General features: G+C 68.9%; 12 protein-coding genes. 1 reads left to right on the top strand and 11 read right to left on the bottom strand.

Annotated elements, in window-relative coordinates:
- Window positions 1-449 precede the first annotated feature (449 nt).
- From OHA88_RS42430 to OHA88_RS42410, 5 genes are all read right to left on the bottom strand, one after another.
- The gene (locus OHA88_RS42430) at window positions 450-1,862 is read right to left on the bottom strand and encodes an OFA family MFS transporter (RefSeq protein ID WP_328629525.1); all 1,413 of its coding nucleotides are present in this window, start codon (window positions 1,860-1,862) and stop codon (window positions 450-452) included.
- Window positions 1,863-2,376: 514 nt separating this feature from the next.
- Window positions 2,377-2,589 carry a formate dehydrogenase subunit delta gene (locus OHA88_RS42425; RefSeq protein ID WP_328629524.1) on the bottom strand — a complete coding sequence of 71 codons (213 nt, stop codon included), beginning with the start codon at window positions 2,587-2,589 and terminating at the stop codon, window positions 2,377-2,379.
- Between the two features lie 5 nt (window positions 2,590-2,594).
- Window positions 2,595-5,417 (bottom strand): formate dehydrogenase subunit alpha, encoded by a 2,823-nt coding sequence (gene fdhF, locus OHA88_RS42420; protein ID WP_328629523.1) that lies wholly within the window; start codon window positions 5,415-5,417, stop codon window positions 2,595-2,597.
- Window positions 5,414-7,003, bottom strand: coding sequence for a formate dehydrogenase beta subunit (locus OHA88_RS42415; RefSeq protein ID WP_328629522.1), 1,590 nt, complete (start codon window positions 7,001-7,003; stop codon window positions 5,414-5,416). Before OHA88_RS42415 ends, fdhF begins: the two co-directional genes overlap by 4 nt.
- Window positions 7,000-7,530: a formate dehydrogenase subunit gamma gene (locus OHA88_RS42410; protein WP_328629521.1), complete on the bottom strand. Its 531-nt coding sequence runs from the start codon at window positions 7,528-7,530 to the stop codon at window positions 7,000-7,002. Before OHA88_RS42410 ends, OHA88_RS42415 begins: the two co-directional genes overlap by 4 nt.
- A gap of 425 nt (window positions 7,531-7,955) precedes the next feature.
- Here OHA88_RS42410 and OHA88_RS42405 point away from each other — a divergent pair, with 425 nt between their 5' ends.
- The gene (locus tag OHA88_RS42405) at window positions 7,956-8,642 is read left to right on the top strand and encodes a GntR family transcriptional regulator (protein ID WP_328629520.1); all 687 of its coding nucleotides are present in this window, start codon (window positions 7,956-7,958) and stop codon (window positions 8,640-8,642) included.
- Here the strand turns inward: OHA88_RS42405 and OHA88_RS42400 are convergent.
- From OHA88_RS42400 to OHA88_RS42370, 6 genes are all read right to left on the bottom strand, one after another.
- Complete coding sequence (locus tag OHA88_RS42400) at window positions 8,603-9,400, bottom strand: acyl-CoA dehydrogenase family protein (protein ID WP_328629519.1); 798 nt, start codon at window positions 9,398-9,400, stop codon at window positions 8,603-8,605. The two genes, OHA88_RS42405 and OHA88_RS42400, sit on opposite strands and share 40 nt — an antisense overlap.
- A 197-nt stretch (window positions 9,401-9,597) precedes the next feature.
- Window positions 9,598-10,149 carry a beta-class carbonic anhydrase gene (locus OHA88_RS42395; RefSeq protein ID WP_267007405.1) on the bottom strand — a complete coding sequence of 184 codons (552 nt, stop codon included), beginning with the start codon at window positions 10,147-10,149 and terminating at the stop codon, window positions 9,598-9,600.
- Window positions 10,150-10,337: 188 nt separating this feature from the next.
- On the bottom strand, window positions 10,338-11,726 hold the full coding sequence (locus OHA88_RS42390; RefSeq protein ID WP_328629518.1) for an OFA family MFS transporter: 1,389 nt from the start codon (window positions 11,724-11,726) through the stop codon (window positions 10,338-10,340).
- Window positions 11,727-13,001: 1,275 nt separating this feature from the next.
- Complete coding sequence (gene frc / locus OHA88_RS42380; RefSeq protein WP_328629517.1) at window positions 13,002-14,231, bottom strand: formyl-CoA transferase; 1,230 nt, start codon at window positions 14,229-14,231, stop codon at window positions 13,002-13,004.
- Window positions 14,232-14,718: 487 nt separating this feature from the next.
- Entirely contained in the window at window positions 14,719-14,949 is a 231-nt protein-coding gene (locus tag OHA88_RS42375) for a hypothetical protein (RefSeq protein ID WP_328629516.1), read from the bottom strand.
- Between the two features lie 318 nt (window positions 14,950-15,267).
- Window positions 15,268-16,245, bottom strand: coding sequence for a phage baseplate protein (locus OHA88_RS42370; protein ID WP_328629515.1), 978 nt, complete (start codon window positions 16,243-16,245; stop codon window positions 15,268-15,270).
- Window positions 16,246-16,377: the final 132 nt, after the last annotated feature.

The following is a 16,377-nucleotide window of genomic DNA, read 5'->3' as shown; positions in this document are numbered from 1 at the left end:
GGAGGCGGAGACATCGTTACCGCCGGCCATGTCGGCCAGGCGCTGGTCAGGACGGAGCACGGCGAGCACGATGAGCGCCTGGTCGCCGGGGGCGGCCTTGCGCCAACGGGAGCGGATCTGAATACGGCGACGGCGTATCGGACCGGCAACGAGATCGATGGTCCGCTTCGGCAGCGGGAGCCGGACCTGGCAGCCGACGTCGTGCGAGCTTCACCCCGACCAGCATGAGCACCCCACCGGAACATCACGCCAGCCTTGCTGACCAACGGAAATCACGATGGAAATCTCTCAAAGGGCCGGGGCCGGACGGAGCAGGGAGCGCACCCCACCGTCCGGCCCAGCCTGTGCCACGGGCGCCCCGCCGGACGACTGCCGCCGCCGCCCAACGCTCTGTTCGCACCCGCGCACGGTCTGCGGGCCCGGGCGCGAAGGTGCGCCCGGGCGTTCGCTCAGTTCGCCGCGCTGGTCAGCCCCCGGCTGTCGGCGACGGCCTGCTCGGCGGGCCGCTCCTGGTCCTCGGGTCGGCCGGGCTGGCGCAGCAGCAGGGTGATCAGAGCCGACAGGAAGGCGATGCCGCCTGCCAGGTAGTAGCCGCCCGAATAGCCCCAGGCGCTGATCACCGAGGCGGCCAAGCCACCGCCGCCGACACCGCCGACCAGCTTGGCGCTGTAGACGAGGCCGTAGTTGGTGGCGTTGTTGTTCTCCCCGAAGTAGTCCGGGACCAGTGCCGCGAACAGCGGGTAGAAGGCGCCGCCGCCGAAGCCGTTGACGAAGGCGAAAACAAGGAACAGCGGTTCGTTGTGGGCCTGCCCCGACCACAGCACGCCGAACTGTGCGACGCCCGCGATCACGAGGACCAGCGTCAGGGTCTGCCGGCGGCCCAGGGTGTCCGACAGCCAGCCCACGGCGGCCCGGCCCACCCCGTTGACCACGGCGAGCACACCCGCTGACGAGGCGGCGATCAGCGGCCCGAAGCCGAGGCTCTTGGCGAAGGGGACCTGAAAGTTGATGCCGAAGAGCGAGACGCCGCCGATGCAGACCAGGGCGAACCACATCAGCGGCAGCTGCCCGGTCCTGATCGCCTGCATCGGGGTGAACTGCCCCTTGGCCGGCGGGTTTTTGCGCAGCCTGCGCGCCACACGTGCGGCGTCCTCGCCGCCGCCACGGTTGAGCGGGTCCACGTCGTGCGGCCACCAGCTCTTGGGCGGGTCGCGGAAGAAGAAGCCGCAGCTGCCGACGAGGAGGACCATGCCCAGGGCGATGAGGTCGAGGACCAACCGGTAGTTGTCGGCATGGAACCAGTAGCTGAAGACGAAGATCAACGGCAGTGTGCCGTAGGCGAATCCACCGTTGACAAAGCCGGTCCGCGCGCCCTTGTTGTCCGGATACCACTTGCCGACCATGTTGATACAGGTCGCGTAGACAAGTCCGGAGCCGGCGCCACCGAGCACCGAGTAGCCGAGTATCACCACGATCGGGTTCGACACGTGGGCGATGGAGAGGAAGCCGAGCCCGGACAGTACCGCTCCGAGGAGCATCCCCGTTTTGGCGGAGAGCTTTCCGGTCTCCCGGAGCCTGCCCGCGGGGAAGGCGATGCCCGCCTGGAAGACCGCCCAGATACTGGCGATCCAGAAGGCCTCGGTGAGGGTCCAGCCATGGGCGTGCTCGAGGGTCGACTCCGCCGAACTGTAGCCGTACTCGTAAACGCTGACGCCCATCATCGCGATCCACGGGAGCCAGACCATCCACGCCCGAGGCCTGCCCAGGATGGAGCGGTCACTCTCCCCGACGCGGTAGACGCGTCCGTTGGCATCTGCGACCTCTCGGTACGAGGAGGAAGTCGCCTGCGGTGTTTCTGACATGTGTGCCTTCCCTTGCCTGAAAAAGAGCTTGGCGTGCGCCCCCTGGGGCCTTGCTCTTCGTGCGGTGGGTGAAAGCGACTCCCCTCCACGGTGCGCGCCCGGACTCCTGCCGGGCGCGGGTAGGGGGTACGCCGTCGGCGCGTCACGGGTCCGGGGCGGCATCCCGGAGTCCGCCGGCGTGCAGGCGGTGACCTGGTGGTTCGGCCTCGGCGCGGCGGGTTCGGGGCCGCGGCGAGGTATGGCAGACAACTGACCTGCCGATCACGGCGCAGGGAGCCTGATCGGTGATTGCATACGGTATGGAGTGCTGAAATCGTGTGTCCAGTGGGGCGGCATGAAGCTTGACCAGTGCATTACCCAACTACCTTTGGGAGCAGTGCAGTTACGCGGCGCAGTGGACGGGTCGGCCGGTTCCGGGCATGCCGAAGGACCCCGCGGGGGCTCTCCCCGCGGGGCTGCACGAGACATGGCCCGCTGCGTCACACCGCAGCGGGCCGTACCCTCAACTTCACCTTCAGCGCAGCAGCTTCACCGCCTCGACGACCAGCGGGTGCACGCCGGCCGCGTCGGAGTCCACCAGCGCGCGCAGCCTAGTGCGCATCCGTGGGTCCCAGAACCTGCCGATGTGTCCGGCCAGTTCGGTGGCCGCCTGCGCCGTGGGCAGATGGGCGAGGTTCACGGCGATGTCATTGGCCATGCGGCACTCGGACGGCTCAGTGGTGGCCATGTTTGTCAGTCTCCCGCCGTCAGGGCGCCCACGGGGGCCTTGGCGGCCGCCGTGGCCCCTTCGTGCCCCGGCGGCGCCAGGGCGACCTGGACGGCCGTCACCTTGTACTCCGGGCAGTTGGTCGCCCAGTCGGAGTTCTCCGTGGTCACCACGTTGGCCCCGGTGACCGGGTGGTGGAAGGTCGTGTAGACGACTCCGGTCGGCATCCGGTCGGAGACCAGGGCGCGCAGCGTGGTGCGGCCGACCCGGCTGGCCAGGGTGACCAGGTCACCGTCGGTGATCCCGCGGTCCTCCGCGTCGTGCGGGTGCAGTTCCAGTACGTCCTCGGGGTGCCAGGCGACGTTGCCTGTGCGGCGCGTCTGTGCCCCGACGTTGTACTGGCTGAGGATGCGCCCGGTGGTGAGCACCAGCGGGAAGCGGCGGGTGGAGCGCTCGTTGGTCGGTACGTACGAGGTCACGACGAACTTGCCCTTGCCGCGGACGAATTCGTCGATGTGCATGATGGGTGTGCCATCGGGCGCCTCGGCGTTGCACGGCCACTGGACGCTGCCCAGCTTGTCGAGCAGCGCAAAGGAGACGCCCTCGAAGGTCGGGGTGACCGCGGCGATCTCGTCCATGATCTGGCTCGGGTGGTCGTACGCCATCGGATACCCCATGGCGGTGGCGATCTCGGTGACGATCTGCCACTCGTGCTTGCCTGCCTTCGGCGCCATCACCGCGCGCACCCGGTTGATCCGGCGCTCCGCGTTGGTGAAGGTGCCGTCCTTCTCCAGGAACGACGCCCCGGGCAGGAACACATGCGCGAACTTGGCGGTCTCGTTGAGGAACAGGTCCTGGACGACGACGAGTTCCATCGCCTCCAGGGCCGCGGTGACATGCTTCAGGTTCGGGTCGGACTGCGCGATGTCCTCGCCGTGGACGAACAGGCCGCGGAAGGAGCCGTCGATGGCCGCGTCGAACATGTTGGGGATGCGGAGCCCAGGCTCAGGCAGCAGGGCGGTGCCCCACAGGTCCTCGAAAACGGTGCGCACCGCGTCGTCGGAGACATGCCGGTAGCCGGGCAGTTCGTGCGGGAAGGAGCCCATGTCGCAGGAGCCCTGGACGTTGTTCTGGCCGCGCAGCGGATTGACGCCCACGCCGTCGCGGCCGATGTTCCCGCACGCCATCGCAAGGTTGGCCATCCCCATGACCATGGTCGAGCCCTGGCTGTGCTCGGTGACGCCCAGACCGTAGTAGATCGCCCCGTTGGGTGCGCCCGCGTACAGCCGGGCGGCCGCGCGCAGTTCGTCGGCCGGGACCCCGGTGACCGGCTCGACGGCCTCGGGGCTGTTCTCGGGGCGGGCCACGAACGCGGCCCATTCCTCGTAGCCCTCGCATCGCTCGGCCACGAAGCTCCGGTCGACGAGCGCCTCGGTGACCACCACGTGCGCCATGGCGTTGACCACGGCCACGTTGGTGCTCGGTCGCAGTTGCAGATGGTGGTCGGCCTCGATGTGCGGCGAGCGTACGAGGTCGATGCGGCGCGGGTCGATCACGATGAGGCGGGCGCCCTCGCGCAGCCGGCGCTTCATCCGGGAGGCGAACACCGGGTGTCCGTCTGTGGGGTTGGCGCCGATCACCATGATGACGTCGGCCTCGGCGACCGAGCGGAAGTCCTGGGTGCCCGCGGATTCACCGAAGGTCTGCTTGAGCCCGTATCCGGTGGGCGAGTGGCAGACGCGAGCACAGGTGTCGACGTTGTTGTTGCCGAACGCGGCGCGGACCATCTTCTGGACGACGTACACCTCCTCGTTCGTGCACCGCGAAGAGGTGATCGCGCCGACCGCGCCCGTCCCGTACGTGTCCTGCAGAGCCCGCATCCGGCGCGCGACGGTGGCGATGGCCTCGTCCCACTCGACCTCTCGCCACGGGTCCGTGATCTTCTCGCGCACCATGGGCTTGAGGACGCGGTCGGGGTGCGTGGCGTAGCCGAAGGCGAAGCGGCCCTTGACGCACGCGTGGCCCTCGTTGGCGCCGCCGTCCTTGTACGGCACCATGCGGACGAGTTCGTCGCCGCGCAGTTCGGCCTTGAAGGAGCAGCCGACGCCGCAGTACGCACAGGTGGTGAGGACCGAGCGGGTGGGCATGCCGAGGTCGACGACCGACTTCTCCTGGAGCGTGGACGTGGGGCATGCCTGCACGCAGGCTCCGCAGGAGACGCACTCGGAGTCCATGAAGGACTCCCCCGCGCCCGCCGCCACCTTGGAGTCGAAGCCGCGTCCCTCGATGGTCAGGGCGAATGTGCCCTGGATCTCGCCGCAGGCGCGGACGCAGCGGGAACAGGCGATGCACTTGGACGCGTCGAAGTCGAAGTAGGGGTTGCTGGTGTCCTTCTCGGCGTCGAGGTGATTCTCCCCCTCGTAGCCGTAGCGAACCTGGCGCAGTCCGACGACGCCCGCCATGTCCTGCAATTCGCAGTCGCCGTTGGCGGGGCAGGTCAGACAGTCCAACGGGTGGTCGGAGATGTAGAGCTCCATGACGCCCTGGCGCAGTTTCTCCACCTTGGGTGTCTGGGTGCGCACCTGCATACCGTCGGCGCACGGGGTGGTGCAGGAGGCGGGTGTGCCGCGCCGGCCGTCGATCTCGACCACGCACAGTCGGCAGGAGCCGAAGGCCTCCAGGGAGTCGGTGGCACACAGTTTGGGGATGTCGACGCCGGCGAGCGAGGCGGCACGCATCACCGAGGTGCCCTCCGGCACGCTCACCGGTATGCCGTCCACCTCGAGCGCCACCGTGGCCTCCCCCGGTCGCTCCGGGGTGCCGTGATCGGGTTCCTTGAGCAGTGTCATGCCGTGCCCTTCGTCCTCGTGTCGGCGGCGACTTCGCCGAGGAAGTCGTCCGCGAAGTGAGCAAGGGCGCTGCGCACGGGCAGCGGAGTCAGTCCGCCCATCGCGCACAGCGAGCCCTCGGTCATCAGTTCGCACAGGTCGTCGAGGAGTGCCAGGTTCTCGTCCCTCTGCTCCCCCGCCACGATCTTGTCGATCACCTCGACGCCGCGCACTGAACCGACCCGGCACGGGGTGCACTTGCCGCAGGACTCGGCCGCGCAGAACTCCATGGCGAAGCGCGCCTGGGCGGCCATGTCGACGGTGTCGTCGAAGACCACGATGCCGCCGTGTCCGACCATCGCTCCGGCCGCGGCGAACGCCTCGTAGTCCATCGGCAGGTCGAACGAGGAGGGCGGAAGGTAGGCGCCGAGCGGCCCGCCGACCTGCGCGGTGCGCACCGGCCGGCCCGACCGCGTGCCGCCGCCGTACTCCTCGATGAGTTCGCGCAACGTGATACCGAAGGCGGTCTCGACGATGCCGCCGCGGGCGATGTTTCCGCCGAGCTGGAACACCTGGGTGCCGCGGGAGCGCTCCACACCGAGCTCCTGGTACGCCTTGGCGCCCTGGGCGAGGACGACGGGGACGGTGCCAAGCGTCAGGACGTTGTTGACGACGGTCGGCTTGCCGAACAGGCCCTCGATCGCAGGGATCGGCGGCTTCGCGCGGACCATGCCGCGCTTGCCCTCCAGGCTCTCCAGCATGGAGGTCTCCTCGCCGCAGATGTACGCGCCCGCGCCAACCCGCACATGCAGATCGAAGTCGAGCGGCGTGCCGAGGACCGAGGTGCCGAGCCAGCCGCGCTCGCGGGCGATGTCGATGGCGGCGCGCATCGTGGCGACCGCGTCCGGGTACTCGGAGCGGATATAGAGGTAGCCCTCGCGGGCGCCGACGGCGTGCGCGGCGATCGTCATGCCCTCGATGAGCAGGAACGGGTCGCCCTCCATGAGCATGCGGTCGGCGAAGGTTCCACTGTCGCCCTCGTCGGCGTTGCAGCAGATGAACTTCAGCTCGCCCGGGCAGTCGAGGACGGTCTTCCATTTGATGCCTGCGGGGAAGCCCGCCCCGCCGCGCCCACGCAGGCCCGAGTCGGTCACCTCGGCGACCACGTCGGCGGGCGTGAGCTTCAGCGCGGTCCGCAGCCCTGTGAGACCGCCGTGGCGCAGATAGTCGTCGGCGTCGAGCGGATCGATGACGCCGACGCGCGCGAAGGTGACCCGGTTCTGCCGGGCCAGCCACGGCAGTTCATCGACCGGGCCGAGGCGCAGAGGGTGCTCGTCGCCTTCCAGCAGGCCGGCGGCGAGCAGTGCGGGAACGTCGTCGGGGGTCACCGGACCGTAGCCGATACGCCCGTGCTCGGTGGCGACCTCGACGAGCGGTTCGAGCCAGAGCATGCCGCGCGATCCGGTGCGTACGAGTTCGATGGCCACGTCGGCACTGTCGGCGGCCTGTTGGATTGTGGCGGCCACCTCGTCGGCGCCCACGGACCGGGCTGCCGAGTCGCGGGGGACGTAGATCCGCACATGGGGCTGTGCGGGATGCTGGGTCATGACCGGGGTGCCTCACTTTCGTCGGGCGTGGCGCCGACGCCGTCGCGCCGCGTCTGGTCGGTTCCGTGGAGCAGCGCGCCGAGCCGCTCCGTGTCCACCCGGCCGTGCAGACGTCCGTCCACCTCGACGGCGGGGCCGAGGGCGCAGTTGCCGAGGCAGAAGACCTGCTCGACGGTGACCGAACCGTCCTCGGCGGTCCGGCCCATGGTGAGCCCCATCTGCCGTACGTACTCCACGAGATACCCCGCACCCTGGGCCTGGCAGGCCTCGGCGCGGCAGATGCGGACGGTACGGTGGCCCGCGGGCTCGTCGCGGAAGTCGTGGTAGAAGCTCACCACTCCGTGTACGTCGGCCCGCGAGAGGTTGAGCTCGTCGGCGAGCACCGGTACGGCCTCCTTGGGTACATGCCCCAGTTCGGCCTGCACGGCGTGGAGGATCGGCAACAGAGCGCCACGCTGCTCGCGATGGGCGGCGGCGATCTTCCTCACCACCTGCTCCACCGTCGGATCACTGGTCCGGATCTTCATGGTCGTGCGGCCTTTCGTCAGGGCCGTGGAAGGGGTACGGGCACGGGCACCTGGGGGTCCGGTCCGAGCACCACGGTTCGCGTTCACAGGGGCACCTCGACCTCCCCTCGCGCGCACGGCGCAAGGGGCGAAACAGTCCTAGCGAAGCATGCAACCCTGATGCATACAAGCTTTTTGCATACAGAATCCCACATGGAGTTGCCTGCCGATCCGCTTCGAAGGACGGTCAACTCCGCTGTTGGCGAGCCGCGTTGATCCAATGCGCGGCCACCCTCCGCTCCGGTGGGACATCACGCAAGGCCGTCACGGGACACCACACTGCATACGAAAACCTGTATCCTGAATGGACCGCCGCGCGGTCCGCCCGGGGGTAACGGCCGGGACAGCCACCGACTCGGTGAGCTCGGGGGCGGAACAGGAGAACCATGCGCCAAGGCCTGACGGCTGACTCCGCCCGACGCGTCGCCCGCCCGGCGCCGCTGCGCCAGGCGGTGTCCGATGCCCTGGCAGAGCTGATCATCAGCGGCACCCTGAAATCGGGCCAGCATCTGGTCGAATCGGATCTCGCCGAGCAACTGGGGGTCAGCAGGCAGCCCGTGCGCGAGGCGCTCCAGCGTCTGCACAGGGACGGCTGGGTCGACCTCAGGCCCGCTCAGGGCGCGTTCGTGCACACCCCCACACAGGAGGAGGCGACCCAACTCCTCGACGTCCGTACGGTGTTGGAGACCTACTCCGCACAACTGGCGGCGCGCCACGCCAAGCCCGAGCACATCGAGCACCTGTGGCAGCTCCAGCAAGAGGGCTTGGAGGCACTGGCGGAGAGCACGACCGACCGCCTGGTCGCCGCGAACACGGCCCTGCACACCTACATCACATCCGTGGGCGGCAACGACGTGCTCGCCGAGCTGATCACACAGGTGGGGCGCAAGGTGCGCTGGTACTACACCCCGATCGCCAACTCCCGCTCCAAGGGCTCCTGGAACGAACACGCCCGCCTCATCGAGGCCATCGCAAAGGGCGACCCCGAGCGGGCCGGCGAGATCATGCGCAAGCACACCGAACGCACCCGCACCTACCGCAAAGCCATCGCGGCGGAGGCCGCGAACGCCTGACCGTCGCCGGAGCGCGCGGTCCCGGAAGCGGATCGCGCCAGCGCGCCCAGCGAGGGGTGCACCGCGTCGGACCCGACGACGGCGCACAGCTCGAGCAGCCACGGCAGCACGGCGCCGAGCAGAATCTTGAAACCCTCGCCGTCCGCCCCCAGCATCGCCTCGGCCGGGATGCGCACCGGGTCGGCGACCACCGTGGACGTGGCGCTGGCAAGCGGTGCCCCGGTGGCGCGCGCCGGAACAAACAGGCCGGGAGCATGGGCCGGCACGCCCCAGAGCGTCAGGCCACCGTCCGGGGCGACAGACGACCAGACATAACTGTCCGCCTCACCTGCGGCTACCACATCACGCTTGCGGGCCCGCAGCGCCACCACGCCTCCGGTACGCCGCGCGGTCGAGCGCACCGCTCCCCCGGCGCCGTCCTCCACCACCGCGAGGGTGCACAGGTGGCGGCCGGCCGCGACCTCACCCCGCAGCCACCGGCCGCCGTACGCCTCGACCACCGCGGCCGCCGCGTAGTGGGACTGGAGCACCGCGGCCGTGGCCGGGCACACGGGCATGACCCGGGCGACCACCTCGGCGGCTCGCGCCAAGTCGGCGCCGCCACCGGTGGGTTCGGCCGAGCAGGTCAGCCCGAGGAGCCCGGCCCGGCCGAGCGCCGTGACCGCCGCGCGCGGGAACTTCCCTTCCTGGTAGGCCAGTTCGCCGGCCGGAGCGATGACGTGGTCCAGAACGTCATGCAGTGCGCTGGGATACGACACGGGGCGCCCCCTCAGGTGCGATGTCCGATCCGCCCCGGGCGGGCGGTCCCGATGGCCTCGGCCGCGGATCGCGGATCGGCGAGGCACGCTTGCATTGCATACAGTATGCCATTGTTCCCCGCAGCGCTACGTATCGGACGGCCCCGGCCACCCGACTCCCCCTCGAACGACGCAAAGTCGCGTGGATGCAAGGACTCTCAGTCGAGGTCCGAGATCTCCCTCAACAGCCCCGACGCCACATCGAAGACGAAGCCCCTCACGTCGTCGGTATGCGGCAGGAACGGCGACGTATGTACTCGCCGCATCGACTGCCGTACGTCCTGGTCGACGTCCTGGAACGACTCCACCGCCCAGGCCGGCCGCTGCCCGACCTCCCGCTCCAGCTCGTACCGGAACTCCTCGGTCAGTGTCTGCAGGCCGCACCCCGTGTGGTGGATGAGGACGATGCTTCGGGTGTTCAGGGCGCGCTGGCTGATGGTGAGGGAGCGGATGGTGTCGTCGGTGACCACTCCACCGGCATTGCGGATGGTGTGGCAGTCCCCCAGTTCGAGTCCGAGCGCGGCGTGCAGGTCGATTCGGGCGTCCATACAGGCCACGACGGCCACTCCGAGGACGGGACGGGCATCCATTCCGGGGTCGCGAAACGCGTCGGCGTAGGCCCGGTTGGCCCGCACCAGGGAGTCGATGACCGATTCCTGGCCAGGGGAACCGGTGGACGGGCGTGCACCGGAAGGTGTCGATGTCAACATGGTCGGTCGCCTCTCAGCGTCGATGCTCGGGCAGAACGGAGCCGGGCAGAATGCTGTCGCCCCGGCGAGCCGGGGCGACAGCAGGAAAACCAGAAGTGGTCGTCAGGAACGCGGTCGGACCGGTACGGGGGGCGCCGCGCGGGGACACCCCGGCTCTGCCCCGCGCGCGGCGGGACCGAACCTCCTACTCAGAGCGCCTCCCTCGCAGCCGCGCCCGTGGCCGAGCGGACGCCCCCCTGGTTCGACCGGCCCGGTGCCCGCAGGAACACCGCAAGTACCGCGGAGGCGAGCCCGATGCTGCCTGCCAGGGCGAAGGCACCGCCGTAGCCCCAGGCACCGACCACGAGGGCTCCGACGCCGGAACCGACCAGGCCGGAGATCAGCTTCGAGCTGTAGACCATCCCGTAGTTCGAGGCGTTGTTGTTCTCACCGAAGTAGTCCGCGGTCATCGCCGCGAACAGCGGGAAGATGGCGCCGCCACCGAAGCCGGAGACCATCGAGCAGAACAGGAAGAACGGCATCGAGCCGATGTCGCCGGAGAAGAAGACCCCGAACTGCGCGGATCCCAGGACCAGACAGACGATGATCAGCGTGTTGCGGCGTCCGTACCGGTCGGAGATCCAGCCGATGACACCCCGGCCGGTCCCGTTCACGATCGCCTTGAGCGACATGGCCGTGGCCACGATGCCGCCGGCGAACCCCATCTCCTTGCCGAACGGCACCTGCATGGCGATACCGAAGATGTTGATGCCCGCCGTGCAGAGGAGGCAGAACCACATCATCCACAGCACCGGGGTCCGGGCCGCCTCACGCGGGGTGTACTGCTTGACCGCCGGCGGGTTCTTCGCCAGCGACCGCACGATCCGCGGGTCGTCCGAGACCTTCAGCGGGTCGACGTGATGGGGCCACCAGTTCTTCGGCGGGTCCTTGAAGAACCAGCCGGCGACCGCGACGGCCGCACAGCAGATGACCCCGACGGAGACCAGTACACCCTGGTAGTTGGACAGATCCATGTACGAGGTGAACAGGAACACGAACGGCACCGAGCCGTAGGCGAAACCGCCGTTGACCATGCCGGTCTTGCCGCCCTTGCGCTCCGGGTACCACTTGCCGACCATGTTCACACAGGTCGCGTAGACGAGCCCGGCGCCGATGCCGCTGAACATACCGAAGCCGAAGTAGGCGACGATGACATGCGGTGCGTACGCCAGCGAGAGATAGCCGAGCAGGGTGCCCAGCGCTCCGAGCATCATCGCGCTCCTGGCCGGCAGCCTCCCGCTCTCGCGGAGCTGCCCGGCCGGGAAGGCCACGGCTGCCTGGAAGAAGATCCAGACCCCCATCAGCCAGAAGATGTGACCACTGGCCCACAAGTGCGCGTCGTGCAGCGTCTCCTCGGCGGAGGTGAACGCGTACTCCGACGAGCTGATGCCCATCATGCCGATCCACGGCAGGAGCACCATGGTCCAGCGCGGTCTCCGCATGATGTCCCGGTCGGTCTCACCGAGCCGGTACACGCGGCCGTTGCGGTCCGTCACCTCTCTGTACGGAATGTGTGACGAGATGTCAGTTGTCGTCATGCCATTTCCCCTACGTCGCAGAACCCTGGTCAGCGCCCCCTGTCCGGTTCTCATGTGCCGTCAGGACCAGCCCGCCCCGCGACTCACCCCACGACCGGCCGGGTTCCCTGCACCCTGGCCCGGCCCGGAGCGCGCGTGCGCTCACGAGTCCTGACTTCGCGTCACCACATGTGCGACCCCCTCCACGACGACGGGAACAGTGATCCACTCCACACGCAGAGGCTTTGCATACGATATGGAGTAGACCGTATTCTGTAGACGGGTCGCCACTCTGTCTAGGGGCCGTACTCCGTCTTTCTCGCCCGGATGTGACGCGGAGGTCCGCGTACGCCACGTCGGACCGCGGCGGGCTCCCATCGGACCACGATCTCCTTTGGGGCGTTGGGGTGTTGCTCAGGTCGGCGACGCCGCCCAGCGGCATCAGCGCAGGGGGCTCCGGGCAGTACGCGGCCGTCGACCCGCGCGGCGTCGGACGGTCGACGAGCCGGAGCGCGCAAGCCCGGCGTTCCACCCCGTCGTGCCACACGCCCCGTGGATGACCCGCCGGCCGTCATGGAGGGACGGGCCGCCATGCGGGTGCGCCGCAGGGCCTGTTCAGGCACCTCGCTGCCCTCGGCCGCTCGGACCAAGATGCCCGCACCCCCGAAGGGGCCTTTGGGCCCCCTTGCGCAGGGACCGGATCGCTTCCACGGGGTCGAGACCGCGCAGGCTCGGCGGCGTGAAGCCGATCTCCGTGCCGAGCGCGTTCGAGAGGGGCCGCGGCATCACGGTGGCACGGTCGCTCTGCACGTTGCTGTGGACGGGCGCAGGGCGCACCGCGCCCCTGGGCATGCCGATGTCTCATTGCCGTGCAGTCCAAGGAAGTTGACGACCTCGCGGATGGTGGGCACCACATGCTCGTGCGATCGTGCGACGGGTCGTCGACGGCATTCACGCTGACACTCATGGCTTCTCGTTGAGTTCCACTGTGCCGGTGTGAGGTGCGATGACGCCGGGTGGGCGGGCCGGACGGTGCCAGGGGGCGCCTGAGAACACACCGTCCGGCCTCGCACCCGCGCCGCGGCGGCGGACGGGGTCCGCCGCCGCGGGCACGATGAGGGCCGATGCCTCAGTCTGAGGTCATGCGGGCAGTACGGGCGGTGCAGTGCGGATGCCCGTGGATCCGGGTCACAACGCGGTGCGCAGCGCGCGACCGACGCCGACCGGCGTGGCCATGACGGCGGCCGTGGCGACAGCACGTACGCACGAACACGCCGTCGGCCGGTCCGAGCGGCATCAGATCACCCCGCCGGTCCGCAACAGGGCCAATTCCTCGTAACCGAGGCCGAGTTCCCCGACAAAGACCTCTTCGTTGTGCTCGCCGAGCAGCGGCGAGCTGATGATGTCGACGGGGGAATCGGAGAGCTTGAGCGGGGATCCGACGGTGGCGAACGAGCCGCGCTGCGGGTGCGACACCTCGACGACCATCTCGTTGGCGACGAGCGAGGCGTCCTCGATGATCTCCTTGGTGGAGAGGATCGGGCCGCACGGGATGTTGTGGGCGTTGAGCTTCTGCAGGACGTCCCACTTGGGGAGCGTCGAGGTCCACTCCTCGATGAGCTGGAACATCTTGCCGAGTTTCGGGAGCCGCACCTCCGGGGTCGCCCACTCGGGGTCATCTGCCAGCTCGGGCCGCCCGATCAGCTCGCTCAGCGGCCGCCAGCCGACCGGCTGCACGATCACGTACACGTAGTCGTTGGGCCCGCCGGGAGCGCACCTCACCGCCCATCCGGGCTGCCCGCCGCCGGAGGCGTTTCCGGAGCGTGGCACCTCGTCCCCGAAGTCCTCGTTCGGATACTCGGCCAACGGACCGTGCGCGAGCCGCTGTTGATCCCGCAGTTTCACCCGGCACAGATTGAGCACGGCGTGCTGCATGGCCACGTTCACGCGCTGCCCACGCCCGGTGTTCTCACGCTGGAAGAGGGCAGCCAGGATGCCGGCGACAGCATGGATGCCGGTCCCCGAGTCGCCGATCTGCGCGCCGGTGGCGAGCGGCGGCCCGTCCTCGAACCCGGTGGTTGCCATCGCCCCGCCCATGGCCTGCGCGACGACCTCGTACGCCTTGAAGTTGGTGTACGGCCCTTCGCCGAAGCCCTTGATGGAGGCATAGACGATTTTCGGGTTGATCTCCTGAATGCGCTCCCAGGTGAACCCCATCCGATCGACGGCGCCAGGCCCGAAATTCTCGACCATCACATCGGAGCGCCGGATCAGCTCGGTCAGCAGCTCCTTGCCGCGCTCCGTCTTCGTGTTGAGAGTAATGCTCCGCTTGTTGCAGTTGAGCATCGTGAAGTACAGGGAGTCGACGTCCGGGAGGTCGCGCAGCTGCTTGCGCGTGATGTCGCCGGTCGGCGCCTCCACCTTGATGACGTCCGCGCCGAGCCACGCGAGAAGCTGGGTAGCGGAAGGCCCGGACTGCACGTGCGTCATGTCCACAACTCGGATGCCTTCCAGTGCCTTTGCCATGGCCGTCCTCACCTCGCTGATGCGTCATGTCGTCGGGTTCGGGCTAGAGAGGAACACGGTCGCGTGGGGGTCCGGCCCCCACGCGCACATCCTGCGCGACGACGGCAGTCATCACGCCTGCACAACCACACACTGTAGATTGCATACCGTATGGAGTCGCCATCATCGTGGCCGCAGGGGGGCGTCGTTGTCCAGAGGCCGCACGCGATTCCCCGCGAAACCGTCGAGCCGCGCCGGAGTCTCCCGGTGACGAACGATCGCTCGCGGCACGCACGCAGAGGTTCAGCGGAACGCAGGGCACGGCGTCCGCGTGCCCTGCGGGCTACTGGCTTTCCGGGCGTGGTGTCGTCAGGGTGAGGCCGGTTGTGGCTAGGCATCCGTCGATGAGATCGCTGCGGTACTGGCATTCTGGCGGAGGGGCGGGACCGCGCTCCCACGGCCCCGCCCATCCTGCGTGCCGGCCGTTGCTTCAGGCCCAAGGCACTGATCAGGGTGGCTGGCTCATCACCCAGATACCGGTGGCACAGGTGGTGAAGCCGGGCTCGTTGTAGAGCAGGCCGTACGTCTGGGCCTCCGAACCGGTCATGCCGATCCACGGTTGAGCCGGGGTGAAGTCCGCAGGGGCGGATGCGGTGATGGTGCTGTGTTCGGCTACCCCGCTGCGCTGGCCTGCTCCGTCGTGGTCGAGTACGTCGCCCAGCCAGAAGGTGCGGGACACGGCGCCGTTGTTGGTGAAGATGGTTTCGGCCGAGACCCAGGGTGGACGGTGGGGGTCGAGCGGTGACGGTCGGCGGTCTACTGGTCACAGCCGTCGTTCACGGTTGTCGGGGACGAATCCCGGGTGCTTCGACCGCCCCTCGTTCGCGCTCTGCCCCGTCACGTCGGGTCCGCGCCACCGTGAGGAGCAAAGGGGGTTGTCGGGTCCCGTGTCGTCGGGTGCCGCGACGGAGATATTCGGACGACTGCCGGTCGCCCGGGACGTCTGACCGGAGGTTGGTGCCCGGCGGCCGGCCACCGGCCGCCGGGCGGACACTGCTCAGACCAGCGCGTTCTTGTAGAAGATGCTGGAGCGCCGATCGCCTTCCACGCCGGTGGCGAAGCCGATGAAGAGGCGGGCCTCGCCGGCGTCGGTGCGGTAGATCGCCAGGCCCTCGGGCTCGCGGTATTGGAGGGTGGAGCCGGCCTTGGTGAGGACGGGGCCCTGCTCCACGGTGCCCGTGTTGATGTCGATGCTGGTGACGTAGGAGTTGCCGTCGCCGGTGGGGGTGCCGTCGCCGGGGTACGCGTCACCCGTCAGGTAGTACATGTACGAGCCGTAGAGCGTGTAGCCCTGCGGAGTGCCGGAGATCGTCGGCTGCTGGAAGTCGACCAGCGGCGACCCGAAGCTGCCCGTCTGGAAGGCGGAGAGGGGGTACACGGCGATGCGCTTGCCGGCGCTGGTGTTGTAGCGCACGATCATGCGCTGGTAGACCGGGTCGACGGAGCAGGTGTACTCGGTGGCCCCGGAGATCGGCCGGTAGGCGGCCGAGGCAGCCGGCGAGCCCAGGGTGGTGTTGGCGGTGTAACGAATGGGAGTGAGCGCGGTGCCGTACCCGTTGTCGTTCGCGGCGCACTCGATCCACAGGTCGGTGCCGGAACCGCTCGGCAGCGCGGCGAAGGCGACGCCGTGGCCGAAGCCATTGAGGTGCATGTACGAGATGTAATTCCCGTCGAAGTCCATCTTGTTGATGCACAGGTCACCGGCGGACTCGGCGCTGTCAGTCCGCTTGGTTGCCACGAACAGGAACTTGTTCACCCAGTCGAAGGCGAAGCTCTGCTGGACCCGCGCACCGTGCGTGTCCTTGGACCGGAACAGGTCGTACGACGGCTGCGTCAGATCGAACCGCTTGGTGGTGGCCACCGCGGCGGAGGCGGTCTGCGCGCCGACGCCGAGCCCGAGCGCGGCGAGCGAGGCGCCGGCGCCAGTGCGTATGAGGCCGCGGCGGGAGAGGGGGAGGCCAGGGGTGCGGTTCATGGGGAACTCCATGGGCATGGGTGGAGGGCGGGGACACGTGATGCTATCCGTCACAGGGGTAGGGGTGGTGTGACGGGCCGGGTCCCGGTGGGCAGTTGAGTGTCCGGTTGCCCGGGGCCAGGCACGAAGTGG

It is taken from the genome of Streptomyces sp. NBC_00353, from assembly GCF_036108815.1.
Classification (GTDB): domain Bacteria; phylum Actinomycetota; class Actinomycetes; order Streptomycetales; family Streptomycetaceae; genus Streptomyces.
This window is presented reverse-complemented; position numbering and strand designations above follow the sequence as displayed.

Excerpts from the sequence above, each read along its gene's own strand:
- OHA88_RS42430 (WP_328629525.1), bottom strand. The coding sequence starts at position 1,862 with ATGTCAGAAACACCGCAGGCGACTTCCTCCTCGTACCGAGAGGTCGCA.
- OHA88_RS42425 (WP_328629524.1), bottom strand. The coding sequence starts at position 2,589 with ATGGCCACCACTGAGCCGTCCGAGTGCCGCATGGCCAATGACATCGCC.
- fdhF (WP_328629523.1), bottom strand. The coding sequence starts at position 5,417 with ATGACACTGCTCAAGGAACCCGATCACGGCACCCCGGAGCGACCGGGG.
- OHA88_RS42415 (WP_328629522.1), bottom strand. The coding sequence starts at position 7,003 with ATGACCCAGCATCCCGCACAGCCCCATGTGCGGATCTACGTCCCCCGC.
- OHA88_RS42410 (WP_328629521.1), bottom strand. The coding sequence starts at position 7,530 with ATGAAGATCCGGACCAGTGATCCGACGGTGGAGCAGGTGGTGAGGAAG.
- OHA88_RS42405 (WP_328629520.1), top strand. The coding sequence starts at position 7,956 with ATGCGCCAAGGCCTGACGGCTGACTCCGCCCGACGCGTCGCCCGCCCG.
- OHA88_RS42395 (WP_267007405.1), bottom strand. The coding sequence starts at position 10,149 with ATGTTGACATCGACACCTTCCGGTGCACGCCCGTCCACCGGTTCCCCT.
- OHA88_RS42390 (WP_328629518.1), bottom strand. The coding sequence starts at position 11,726 with ATGACGACAACTGACATCTCGTCACACATTCCGTACAGAGAGGTGACG.
- frc (WP_328629517.1), bottom strand. The coding sequence starts at position 14,231 with ATGGCAAAGGCACTGGAAGGCATCCGAGTTGTGGACATGACGCACGTG.
- OHA88_RS42370 (WP_328629515.1), bottom strand. The coding sequence starts at position 16,245 with ATGAACCGCACCCCTGGCCTCCCCCTCTCCCGCCGCGGCCTCATACGC.